This window comes from Pararhodonellum marinum, from assembly GCF_015354735.1.
Lineage (GTDB): Bacteria > Bacteroidota > Bacteroidia > Cytophagales > Cyclobacteriaceae > Pararhodonellum > Pararhodonellum marinum.
This window is the reverse complement of the sequence record NZ_JACEFJ010000007.1, coordinates 57,326-70,206: the sequence shown is the minus strand read 5'-3', so window position 1 is coordinate 70,206 and position 12,881 is coordinate 57,326. Positions and strand designations below refer to the sequence as shown.

General features: G+C 39.9%; 9 protein-coding genes. 8 read left to right on the top strand and 1 reads right to left on the bottom strand.

All coding sequences use genetic code 11. The annotated features are described in order from the left end of the window. Window positions 1-45: 45 nt before the first annotated feature. On the bottom strand, window positions 46-2,475 hold the full coding sequence (locus H1A14_RS13755) for an ABC transporter permease (protein ID WP_194776854.1): 2,430 nt from the start codon (window positions 2,473-2,475) through the stop codon (window positions 46-48). Window positions 2,476-2,832: 357 nt separating this feature from the next. Between H1A14_RS13755 and H1A14_RS13750 the strand changes: the two genes are divergently transcribed. From H1A14_RS13750 to H1A14_RS13715, 8 genes are all read left to right on the top strand, one after another. After that, window positions 2,833-3,633: a nuclear transport factor 2 family protein gene (locus H1A14_RS13750; RefSeq protein WP_194776853.1), complete on the top strand. Its 801-nt coding sequence runs from the start codon at window positions 2,833-2,835 to the stop codon at window positions 3,631-3,633. A 134-nt stretch (window positions 3,634-3,767) separates the two neighbouring features. Next, complete coding sequence (locus H1A14_RS13745) at window positions 3,768-4,586, top strand: S41 family peptidase (protein WP_194776852.1); 819 nt, start codon at window positions 3,768-3,770, stop codon at window positions 4,584-4,586. Then, window positions 4,565-4,798 (top strand): S41 family peptidase, encoded by a 234-nt coding sequence (locus H1A14_RS23435; RefSeq protein ID WP_194777014.1) that lies wholly within the window; start codon window positions 4,565-4,567, stop codon window positions 4,796-4,798. Before H1A14_RS13745 ends, H1A14_RS23435 begins: the two co-directional genes overlap by 22 nt. Before the next feature lie 277 nt (window positions 4,799-5,075). After that, window positions 5,076-7,442, top strand: coding sequence for an ABC transporter permease (locus H1A14_RS13735; protein WP_194776851.1), 2,367 nt, complete (start codon window positions 5,076-5,078; stop codon window positions 7,440-7,442). An 87-nt stretch (window positions 7,443-7,529) separates the two neighbouring features. Then, complete coding sequence (locus H1A14_RS13730) at window positions 7,530-9,938, top strand: ABC transporter permease (protein WP_194776850.1); 2,409 nt, start codon at window positions 7,530-7,532, stop codon at window positions 9,936-9,938. A gap of 392 nt (window positions 9,939-10,330) precedes the next feature. Then, window positions 10,331-10,624 carry a type II toxin-antitoxin system HigB family toxin gene (locus H1A14_RS13725; RefSeq protein WP_194776849.1) on the top strand — a complete coding sequence of 98 codons (294 nt, stop codon included), beginning with the start codon at window positions 10,331-10,333 and terminating at the stop codon, window positions 10,622-10,624. Window positions 10,625-10,635: 11 nt separating this feature from the next. Next, the gene (locus H1A14_RS13720) at window positions 10,636-11,025 is read left to right on the top strand and encodes a helix-turn-helix domain-containing protein (RefSeq protein ID WP_194776848.1); all 390 of its coding nucleotides are present in this window, start codon (window positions 10,636-10,638) and stop codon (window positions 11,023-11,025) included. A gap of 937 nt (window positions 11,026-11,962) precedes the next feature. Continuing rightward, a complete protein-coding gene (locus tag H1A14_RS13715) occupies window positions 11,963-12,610 on the top strand; it encodes a head GIN domain-containing protein (protein ID WP_194776847.1) in 648 nt (215 codons plus the stop codon). The last annotated feature ends 271 nt before the right edge of the window (window positions 12,611-12,881 follow it).

The window sequence follows — 12,881 nt, the reverse complement described above, 5'->3', positions numbered from 1 at the left end:
GAATTACTCCCTTCATGTAGCTTGACTCTTATCTAATACAAAATATCATTCATATTTCAGCGACTTTACTGGGTTAGACAGTGACGATAGTATAATTTTATATCCTATTGTGAACATAGCAATTAACAGTATCAAAACGATAGGTAATAAAAAAACCCACCAGGAGAGGTCTATACGGTAAGGATACTTTTTCAACCATTCAGTCACTACCGATAGCATGATTGGTATAGAAATTCCGCCCGCTATTAAAACCAGCAAGAAGAATTCTTTTGAAAGCAAAAACAACAAGCTTTTCGTGGATGCACCCAGAATCTTTCTAACACCTACTTCTTTGGTTCTACGTACAACAGTAAGGGATGCAACTGCATAAAGACCCAAACATGCCACAACAATCGCCATCATGGTAAATATGGTAAGCAATTGGCTAAATTTCTGGTCTTCCAGATATTGACGGTTAAAGAAATCATCCAGAAAAAAATAGTCAAATGGTATTTCCTGAAATACTTCTTCCCAACTGTTTTTCACGATCGAAATACTTCGCTGCGCATTCCTCCCATTGAGCTGATCAAACCTGACAGACAGATACTTGAATGGAAACAAAACGGAAGTATAAGCTACAGGGTGATTTTTTTGTTTTAAAGATGTTGAACGAAAATCCACCACACCTACAATCTCCGCTTTGCCCGGATTCTGTTCACTGCCCCACCTTACTTCATAACCTATGGCATCCTGTGGTTCTTCAAACCCAAGTGCCTCGATAGCTTCTACATTCATGATCATGGAATACCGGTTGTCTACTCCTTCTTTGAAATTTCTGCCGGCTACAAGGTCCACCTTGAATTCAGGTATGAAATCATAGTCAATCCGGGTAAAGTATAGAAAGACAAGTTCTTCGGGGTTTTTAGAATGTCTGAAATCTGGAAAGTTTGAGAGATGCTCTTTCCCTGGGATATCATAAGAAGCGGTCACTCCTTCAATCATACTGTAGGCATCTAATTTATTTTTGAGAACAGACAAATTCCTCATGAAGAGAGAGTCTGCCTGGGTAGCATGGGTATTGATCACCAGCGTATCGTCAATACTGATGCCCAAATTTTGGGTCTTCATAAAGGAAAGCTGTTTATAAGCAACTAAAGTAGCAGCCATCAAAGCAATGGAAATGCTAAATTGAAAAATGACCAGTGCATGTCTTAAGTTGAAAAATGATCCACTGATTGTGTCATGGGTTTTCCCTTTCAAGGCTTTCACAGTTTTAAAGGATGAGATGATAAAAGCAGGATATGAACCTGCAGCAAAGCTTCCAACCAAAAGTAAAAATAACACGATGGCCCAGAATCCGGCTTTGCTGAACAGATCCAGTGATAGTTCTATTCCTGTAAAAGCGGCAAAAGAGGAAGCCAGCAGTAATATGAAAGCTAAAGCAACGGCAACAGCCAACAGGTTGGTCAGTAAGGATTCTATTAGAAATTGTTTTACGATTTGTGACTTTACTGAGCCTATGGCTTTTCTGATACCGATTTCTTGTACTCTATCCAAAGAACGGGAGACCGATAGATTAATATAGTTGATCCAGGCAATGAGCAAGACAAAAACAGCCAGACCCAGAAGCGCATAGACTATTTGTACATCTCCATTCGACCCAACCTCCCCCTGAAGATGAGAATTTAAATGGATATCTGTTAGTGGCTGAAGGATAAATTTTGAATTCCGCTGACTGTTTTGTTCCCCCATATATCTGCTGACCAATTCAGGGAACTTGGTTTCCAATTCATTGGGATCAGCTTCAGGATTTAGCAGTAGATAGGTATAAAAACCATCCCATCTCCAATTGCTGTCATCATAATTTTTGTCCCCTGAAATAGAATCCCAGCCAAGGAGAAAATCAATTTTCAGATGGGAATTTTTTGGCAAGTCTTTAAATATGCCTATAATCGTATGATCATTCAATTTCTTACCGATTGCGGACTGGTTGCCAAAATATTTTCTCGCCGCGGATGCTGAAAGGAGCATGGTGTGGGGTTCCAGTGCTTTGAGATCTTTTTGCCCTTCTAAGATGGATAAGGTAAAAACATCCAGGAAATTTCCTTTCGCAAAGTATACTTCTTTTTCCGCAAAACGAACAGCGTCTCCTTCTTCGGGTTGATAAGTCATGATAACATCAATTTGCTCACTGACTCTGAACAAAGTGGCGTATTCCAGCACTTCGGGAAAATCGTTCTTCATCGTCTCTCCGGTAGGAATGAAAGCCTGGGCTTTTTGATACTGTAGTTCCCCATTAATATATTTATCGTGGCGCACCCGGTATATCTGATCTGCTTTTTCATGAAACTGATCATAACTCATTTCAAAGCGGACGTACTGCAAAATGAGTAAACAAGCCGCTATACCAATAGCTAGTCCCAGAATGTTGATCAGCGAAAAAACTTTGTTTCTTAGCAAGTTTCTCCAGGCGATTTTAAGATAATTTTTGATCATGATATTACATAAAATGTAGTTATAAATTTAAAAAACTAAGCCAACGATTGCAATTATAAAAAAATAGGGAACACATTTTGAATTGTCAACATTTCCATTTCTGCGTACACATCGAGTACAAAAGGTAACCATTTTCATCCAAACCCGTGGTCAATTCGTCGCTTGGACAGGTTAGTCCCCATCTGGGTAAAGATTGGCGAAGGCGCTAGGTGTAGATTGCCCACCCTACATTCAGGCTACTCGCTAAATAGCTTCACTGAAGCTATTCTAAACGCCTGCCTGTTCGGCAGACTGACAGGTCCCTACCTTCTTATTTTTGGAATTTGTAATTCCATTTTCCAAGAATTACTTTTAGTTATGGGAGATGCTTATCATCCCGATGGCTACATTATGAAGACAACATTTCGGTCAATTTTACTTATCATCTTACTGACTGGTTTGGCATTAACAGCTTTTTCACAACAATCCGGTGAATTGTATAATGCAATCGTAAAGATGGATAGTCTGTTTTTTTCTGCTCAGAATGAATGTGACCTGGAGAAGTATGCCTCCTTTTTATCAGAAGACTTTGAATTCTTCCATGATAAAGGAGGATTTACCGCCTCAAAGGATGATGAAATGAAGGGTATGGGTATTTTTTGCGGAGAAGAACAACGTACCAGGCAACCTATAAGAAGAGAATTGATCGATGGGACTCTTAAAGTGTATCCTATGGATAATTACGGAGCAATGGAGTTTTGTGAACATGTTTTCTATTTGCAAATTAATGATGGAACAGAAAAAGTGGTGGGTTCCGGCAAAATGACCGCCTTATGGAAGCTGATAAACAATGAGTGGAAACTTACAAGAGTCATAAGTTACGATCACCAACCGCTAGCTGAGATTGAATTATCCTCTGAAACTTTAAATCAATATGTGGGTGATTATGTTCTCCCTGACAGGGTTGTCAATGTAGTTAGAGAGGGCAAACTTTTGAGAGCCACTGATATTACAAATGGCAAACCAGGATGGAATACAGAACTTTTCCCGGAATCAGAAAATACATTCTACTTCAACTACGAAAATATTGTTTATGAATTTATTAAGAAGGGTTCAACTGTCACCACTCTAAACATATATGAAAACGGTGTACTCATCGAAAAGGCAGAAAGAAAGTGAAATGTACGTGTGGAAACAGATGCTAAGCTCATTGTATTTAGTTTTTGCAAGAAGCAATTGAATCCGATGCATTTTAGATAAATGAAAAGCTAAACCGATAGTGCTTAGCTGATCGTTACCCAAAAAAACTAATTATGATGATCAACATTAAATCAATGATCCTGATTGTTTCTTCTTATTTTCTGCTCCTTCAAAACATGGAACTAGCTGCTCAAACGGATGCCCCACCATTGAGTAGAAATGAAATCGCTCTTACCATAGACTCTATCAACCTTAAACTTCACAGCAACTATATATTTCCAGAGATTGCTGATGAATTGTCGAAAATGCTTAAAAGAAATTTGAAAGAAGGCAAGTACGATTCTTTGGTCAATCCTGCTGACTTTGCCTGGAAACTTACCAATGATCTTCAGTCCGTCAGTAAAGATAAACACCTGATGGTCGTCTACGATCCTCCCGTGATCGCGCGGGAAATGACTTTAACAGATGAAGACAGGGCAATTGAAGAAGCCGAATGGGCCAAAGAGTTGGTAAAACATTTAAAGCGTGACAATTATGGATTTAAAGAAGTCAAAATTCTGGAAGGTAATATTGGCTATCTGGACTTAAGGGAGTTCGTAGACCCCAAATATGGTGGTGCGACGTTAACTGCCGTTATGGAGTTTCTTGGTAATTCAGATGCCATCATCATAGATCTTCGCCAAAATGATGGGGGTTCACCTTGGATGGTTCAACTACTGGCAAGCTACTTCTTTTCATCTGAGCCGGTTCACATAGCCGACCACTTCAACCGCCCAAGAAATGAACTGTCACAAACCTGGACATTGCCCTATGTGTCAGGAGATCGAAGACCTGATATAGATTTATACATACTGACCAGTAAGAAGACTTTCTCGGCCCCCCATAAGCTTTCAGCTACCAACTCAAACACCTGGGACGTGCGACCATCGTAGGAGAAACAACAGCGGGAGGTGCCCATCTCACAGGATCAGTAATAGCGACCGACAAGTTTTATATCAGGATACCACAAGGCAGATCGACAAGTTCGGTCACAAATGCGAACTGGGAAGGAACCGGTGTCATCCCAGATATTGAAATTAGTGCCGAAGAAGCATTGAAAACTGCACATGCAAAAGCACTTGAAAAACTTAAGGATAAAGAATAGTGTGTACAATAATAGATCCTATGCATAAATACGCATTTTATCAGGCCGTAAGGATCACTTGCTCTTCAAGGAATCAACTTTTTTGATATTTCACATTTCATCTATTGCTAACATTACCTTTTTTATTGCCCGTTCACGGACATTTTTGATCGGATTTTAATTTGTTCAAAAAATTAAATCCCTAAATCACTCCAATTTCGAGGATTATCTATGGCACAAAACTAGCAAAGACAAGATAGGTGGAACATTAAGCCCCAACTAATTTAACTTCCTAAACATGCTAAAAAACTATATCACAATCGCTTGGCGAAACCTGATTAAGCAAAAAGGGACAACATTTATTTCTGTCTTTGGTCTGGCATGTGCAGTTGGTTGTTGTTTGGTTGCTTACCTTTTTATTGAGCAGATATGGTTTAAAGGAATGCTCCAACCGAATAAAAACGAAATTTATCAGTTGACATACACTGCTGAAAAAGAGGAAGGAAAAGTGACTTATGGAACAGTAGCAGATCCTATAGCAGAGTTTCTTCCTGAAGAATTTTCCCAGATAAAAACACAAACCCAGGTCAAATCAGGATTCACCCTATTGATCCATAATTTGGAAAGTTTTAACCAACGCACCATGTATGTGGATCCTGGATTTATGGAAATGTTCAGCTACCAAATGGAATATGGCTATGCTCAGGCTCTCGCCAAACCTGACCAGGTAATTCTGACTTATGAACTTTCAGAAAAGCTATTTGGAGACAGCAATCCCATTGGGCAGGATTTATCACTTGTCCTAAATGGTCAAGAAACTCAATATAAAGTTGGGGGAGTGATGAATCAGTTGAACGATATGGAAATGTTCAACTTTGATCTTTTGGTAAATATCGAAACAATCAAACCTTTGAATGACGCGCTTTCTTTGAAAGAAGCTTGGGATTCTGAGTCTTGGACTTTTGTACAGTTGCAAAAAGGAGTCAATCCTGATCAACTCCAATCCGGGCTGGAAGAGATAAAAAGAAGACAAAATGAAATCAATCCGGAGAGACCCTATCTCAGGTTGGATGTAGTAGCTTTCACCGATTTGGTGAAAAAGTCTGAAGGGATTGAAAATGGCGTAATTGGCTTTTTGGCAATCGGTCCGCAGATTCTGTTGGGTGTGATTGGATTGTTTATTCTGATACTGGCCGTATTCAATTACATCAATATTTCCATCCTTATGGCAACTCGTAGGCTAAAGGAAATTGGCGTTCGAAAAGTCATTGGAAGCCGGAAAGGACAATTGGTTGCCCAATTTCTAAGCGAGAATTTGATGGTATGCTTTTTTTCAATTGTTCTTGGGTGTCTTTTAGCTGTATCTATTTTGTTGCCGGGCTTTAATCAGATTGCTTACAAAAGTCTCAAACTTGATCTCCTCCATGATCCTTACCTCTGGATGTTCCTGATTGGATTGACAGGGTTCATCACATTAGCTTCCGGTTTGTATCCGGCAGTTTTTGTTTCCTCCTTCAAGCCAACAACTATATTGAAAGGCAACCAACAAATTGGAAGCAAAAGCTTCTTTACCAACGTCCTGCTCACTTTTCAGTTTACTTTGGCCATTATCAGTATTGTAGCGGGAGTTGCATTTTTACAAACCAATTACATCAATGAAAACCGGGATTGGGGTTATGATAATGCTGATAAAATCATTGTCAATGTACCGGATGAAAAAGAATATTCCAATTTGAAAGACAAGCTTTTGGCATTGGCAGCAGTCGAAGAAATCAGCGGCAGTGAAAACTATGTTGGCAATTGGCAAGAAAGAAAGGAAGTGACCTACAATGAACAGAAATACCCAATTGAATACCTGAATGCTGAAGGAAATTATGCTGATATTTTAGATTTGAAGTTAAAGGATGGACGGTTTCTGGATCCAAATAGAATCTCTGACCAAGAGGAATCAATTATCGTCAACGAAAAGTTTTTGAATGAATTGGGGTTGACTTTTCCGACGGAGGATTCATTTATATTAGATTCGGTAAGGTACCAAATAGTGGGTGTTGTCGAAGATTTTCATGCTTCTTTCTTTCAGAATCCGATACAACCCATGGTTATCCGTTCCGGTTCTGAAAGTACCTTCAATTTCCTGACTTTAAAAATGAGTTTGGGGACAGCAGCATCCTCCATGGATTTGGTCAAAAAGATCTGGCGGGATACTTTTCCAAAAGATCTTTTTGAAGGAAAACTTCAAGCAGATGTTTTTTATAATTCTTTCGAGGATGTAAGGGGCGTTCAGAATATCATTCTTTTCGCAGCACTACTTTCTGTCCTTCTTTCTGCGATGGGTTTGTTTGGCTTGGTTTCTCTGAACATGAATGCTAGAATCAAAGATTTTTGCATAAGGAAAATATTTGGTGCTGCAATAAGTGATTTGTCCAAAAAGCTGATTTACCGGTACCTCATCAGTTGGGGAATAGCATCTGTTTTAGGTGGGGTTCTGGCATATTTGACTGTAAAAAGTTTCCTGGATTCTTTCTTTGCCTTTCACTCCGGAGTGGGATTGATCCCACTAGCGTCTGGATTGATTGTGTTATTGATTGTGATAGGCATGACAGTCAGTTCCCAAATATGGAAAGTGTATAAGGCCAATCCTTCTGAAATCTTAAAATCTGAATAGCGGATGAGGGTTTCAGGTATCGATATACTTCAAGATACTTTACAGTTAAGATTTATGAATTAACAGGTAAGAATAACAAATTCTACAATGCTTAGAAACTATTTCACCATCGCTTGGAGAAGCCTTACGAAAAGGAGACTTTTCACCTCTATCAATCTTTTCGGATTGGTCCTTGGTCTGAGTTCTTTTCTTTTGCTTTTTTCGTACGTGGCATCGGAGTGGAGTTACAATGATTTCCATGTCAACAAGGATAACATTTACCGTGTTGTTTTGACCGATGAGGTCCATGAACCGGAAATCTATCTTCCTCCGGGATATGCGTCTATTTTGGAGGAACAGTTTTCTGATATCAAAGCCGTCAATACGCTGGCAAATCAGATAGCGGGTGGATTATTGATCATCCCTGAAACCAAAGAATCCTTTAAAGAGAGTCAGGTCATGTTTGTAGATGGTGATTTTTTCAGCTCTTTTTCATTTCCTATCCAAAGCGGCATTGCGGACCTGACCCGACCTAACACCACAGTGATTTCCTCCAAGTTGGCCCGGAAATTATTTGGCAAGGCCAACGGGGTCGGGAAAACCATCCAAATCAGCAACCAATTCGGTAAAACGGACTACACCGTTGTAGGGATTTTGGAGGATATTTCGGACCGATCTGATATCAAAAGCGAAATGTTTTTGTCCTTCCATACTTTGGAAAATCCGGCAAATCGTAACGGAAATGATTGGGCGGATCCGAATGGAGTTGAGTCTGGATTTGTAAACCATTTTGTTACCCTAAAAGAGGGAGTTTCTAAGCATGAAATTGAAGACTTGATAACCCAATTTATCCGCCAAAATCCTGAAGCAAAAGATGAAACGGTCATACTGCAACCCCTGTCCGAAATCCACCTTGGAAATTCCCTCTCTGATCCTTTGCCGTCTGAGGGAAGTATGGGTACAGTTTTGGTCTTTGCAGCCATTGCCTTGATGATTTTGGGAATTGCCTATGTGAATTACCTCAACCTCTCTGCCGCCAATATCCTGACCAGAATTAAGGAGATCAGAATGAGAAAAGTTTTCGGCGCAGGTAGCTGGCAACTGGCGCAACAGTTTATGATGGAGACATTGTTGTTGATGGTTCTGGCATTGGGTATTACAGGTGTGATTGTCAATCTGTTGGAAGTTCCGTTTGAACAGCTCTTTGGTCAGCCGCTTTGGTACGGGGCATTTTTTCTGCCTTCATTTTGGTTTGTGATCGTTGCCATTCTTGGGATCTGTACGATCTTGTCAGGTATTTATGTGGTAGTGCTGTCCGGAAAATTTGGTCATCAATTTCAAATCAAATTTCAACCAAAAAACAGCCAAACCCTGAAGAAATCATTGGTCACGCTTCAGTTTGCCATATCTGTGACCATCATAGTAGGAACCATTGCAGTCAGGGATCAGCTGAGCTTTATGCAAAACCAAAACCTTGGAATGGATATTTCCCAGAGATTGGTCTTGGAAGGTCCCAGTGATGTAGGTGAAAATGGTGCCTCCAAGATTTCGGCTTTTAAATCCTCCCTCAGGTCCCAGACTTTTGTGAAAAAATTGGGAACTTCCAATGCATTGCCGGGAATCAGCTACAATTTCTTTGCAAACGGAATCACGCCGATGGTTCCCAGACCGGAGGACAAAGACAAATCCTATGGGATGATGATCATGGACGAGGAATTTACGGATACCTATGGCATCACTTTACTGGCAGGTAGGGATTTTACTATTGAAGAGGCTGCACAAGGTTGGGGCAAATCAAAGAAATTGATGCTCAATGAGAAAGCGGCATCTTCGTTGGGATTCGGATCAGCCGAAGCTGCTGTTGGTCAAAATATCCTTTGGGGAGAAGTTCCCTATGAGGTAGTGGCAGTGATCAATGATTATCACCATATGTCTCTTAAAGAAGAGATCATGCCTATGGTTTTTTTACCGGCACAGGCTTCCGGTTATTTTAGTCTGTTAGTGAAAAGTGATCAAATGAAAGAAAATCTGGAATCCATAAAGGAAACGTATGAAAGTATTTTTCCCGGTAATCCATTTTCCTATTTCTTTATGGATGAGCGCTATGGCGTTCAATACCAACAGGAACAGCAATTGGGACAGGCGTTTTTGGTAGGAGGGATCATCGCCATCTTAATATCCTGTCTGGGTTTGTTTGCCTTGGCGGCCTATACCGTCCAGCAAAAAACCAAGGAAATCGGAATCCGGAAAGTTCTCGGAGCGAGCAGTGAAAGCCTTATCCAATTGATCAGTAAGGAGTTTGTCTTTTTGGTAGCGATTGCCTTGTTATTGGCCTTTCCGCTTTCTTGGTGGGCACTCGACACCTGGCAATCCGGGTTTCCTTATAAGGCAGGCATATCATTTTGGACATTTGCTTTGGCTGGTGGGCTCACACTCATCATTGCTATTCTGACAGTAGGGTCACAGGCGCTTAGGGCAGCTTGGGCCAATCCGGTGGATTCGATTAAGGATGAGTAGGAAATATTTTTACTCGACAATCCAAAAAAAATATACATCCCGGATCTGATTTTCACCTGTGATAAGGAATCTTTCAAACTTCAAGGTGTTTTGGCTTTGTTCAAGTACGTAAGTCCCGGATAATATCAATGTCCAATTAAATTCTGCCGTCCAAAAGCAGTCATTGGAAAAGGTGATTTCCTGATTTTCTATTTTGTAATTGCCATTGCACAAAGCCGGAAATTTTTAGATGCTGGATACTCCTTCCGAATTTCCATTCTTAAAATTCTTCAAAGCTATTTCAACAGAAGTTTCTCATGAAAATCTTTGGTCTTCGGACCGGGAGATTTTTGTATAAAAACTAATTTCAAATAATGAAATTTAATTTCTAATTTTGAAATTAATTTAAACTGATGGTAGTTATATCCAAGACGAAGCTCATAGAATTTGGCAGAAATCATGCGGATGCCATAGAGGCTTTGAATGATTGGTGGAGGAAAGCCAAAATGGCTGATTGGGCCACATTTACGGAAGTTAAAAAGACCTTTAATTCTGTGGACTATGTTGGGAATGACCGTTATGTATTCAATATCAAAGGCAATAAGTACAGAATGGTAGCAATGGTATTCTTTGATATTAGAACGGTTTATATCCGCTTTATTGGAACCCATGCAGAGTATGACAAAATTGATTGTTCAACCATCTAAGTTGATTCGGGATGATAACTAAAATACGCACAGAAAAAGAATACAAGGCAGTAATGAAAACAATAGAGTCGCTTCTGGAAAAAGCAACTGCTATAGGTGGCTTCCATGAATTGGCAAAAGAGGAAGCAATGATGTTGTCCACCCTTTCGGAACTTGCCGAAGCCTACGAAGACAATACATTGAAACTGATGCCTATTAAACCTAATACTTTGAGGCAGGCTATAGAATATAAAATGGCTGAGCTTGGGCTCTCCCAAGCAAACCTAGCTGAAGTAATGGGCATTAGTGCACCTAAACTTTCCCAGATATTGAGTGGAAAACGAGAACCTGATGTCTCTTTTTTAAAGGCAGCTCATGAAAAACTGAATATTGATGCTGAGTTCTTGCTGACTCACGTGTAATTTGACATCAAGTTTATTTTCAGATATGGGTAAGTCAAAGAAATTTGAAGCCTGTTATTTTTAGAATTTCTTTTGTTCAGATTTGAAAAAACATAGAGAAGTCTTCCTTAAAGGAGGCTTTTCACCTTTATGGACCTTTCCGGATTGGTTCTTGGTTTGAGTTCTTCTATTTATTATTGGGTAATCGGAAAAACATATACATTCCGGATCTGATTTTCACCTGTGCCAAGGAATCTTTCAAACTTCAAGGTGTTTTGGCTTTGTTCAAGTACGTAAGTCCCGGATAACATCAATGTCCAATCAAATTCTGCCGTCCAAAAGCAGCCATTGGTAAAGGTGATTTCCTGATTTTCTATTTTGTAAGTGCCATTGCACAAAGCCGGATATTTGTGGATGCTGGATGTTCCTTCCCAATTCCCGTTTTTTAAAATTCAATTCCACCAAAGCAAATTTACCAGTTGTTTCCCCTGAAAACCTTTGGAAAGTTCTTGAATAATCACCTTTTAATTCTTGGGACAAAATAGTGGGCTCAGCATTTTCATGACAACTTGCAAAAAGGACAAGCGTGAATATCAGCAATAGGTTGAAAACGGGTTTAAAATTCGTAATTCGTAGTTTAGATTCTTCTACAGGACGCAGAGGCTTATGGAAGTGTTGTGGCGGTTTGATTTTTTTGTAGTGGAACCTTTGCGTCCAATGTGGAACCCCCTTCATCTTTCCAACCTTCTCCCTCAGTTCGCCCGTAAGCGGACAAAATCAGCACCTGACGGACATCGAAATCTTAATAGATGGTCAAAATTATGACTCTATGACCCTTTTTTCCATTGGCACAATCTGTGGCATAGGCAGTAGGAAGCAACATTATTTAAAACTCCAATTTTACTTTCCGACCATGAACAATTTAAAACCCCTCATCCTCTCTTTATCCCTTTTCTTTATGGCAATAACCGTTTTGGCTCAGAGAACCGAAACGCGTAACCCTGGTAGTTTTACAAAAATCCATTCCGGCGGCAGTTGGGATGTGGTTGTTCAGATGGGTGATAAAGACGAAGTACGCTTGGAATCTACCAACATTTCGCTTGATAAGGTTATTACCGAAGTGAACGACAATACCTTGAAAATTTATTTGGAAAAAGGAAATTACCGCAATCTTGGACTAACCATCTATGTGACGATAAGAGAAGTCCAAGGAATCAAAAGCGCAGGTTCAGGCAACATAAAAGTGCAATCTGATATCTTGACTAGTTCTCTTTCCCTTGGGAACTCCGGTTCAGGAAAAATCCTTTTGAAGAAAGTTTTTGCGGATAACTTATCAGTAGGAATTTCTGGATCGGGTTACATTGCAGTAGCAGGAGGAACAGTTGGCGAAATTTCTTTATCCCAAACAGGTTCTGGAGACTTCAAAGGCGAGGAGATTTCAGTAGAAAAAGCAACCATTACAAAGTCCGGTTCTGGAAAAACCCAAATAGGTGAAGTCGAAAGCCTAAATGTAAGGGCTACCGGATCCGGAAATGTATATTATTCTGGATCCCCTGGTAATCAAAACATTTCATCATCAGGTTCTGCCAAAGTGATCAGGAGGTAAATTTAATCCACTGTCGAAAGTCTGTCGATGACCGGGAAGCTAACTTCAGTGATCATCTCATTTTTTTAAACTTTGCCCGTTCACGGACATTTTTGTCCGTAAATCCATGAGTTCAATGGAATTATCCTCCTTTCACGGCTGAATTGGCACTTTTTCATTGGCACAAAACTCGCCAATACAGATTGAGTCAATCCGGATTATCATGTTCCGACACAACCTATTTCTGATCTACCGAAGTTTAAAAAGTGCAATAGCACATTCACAATTAACC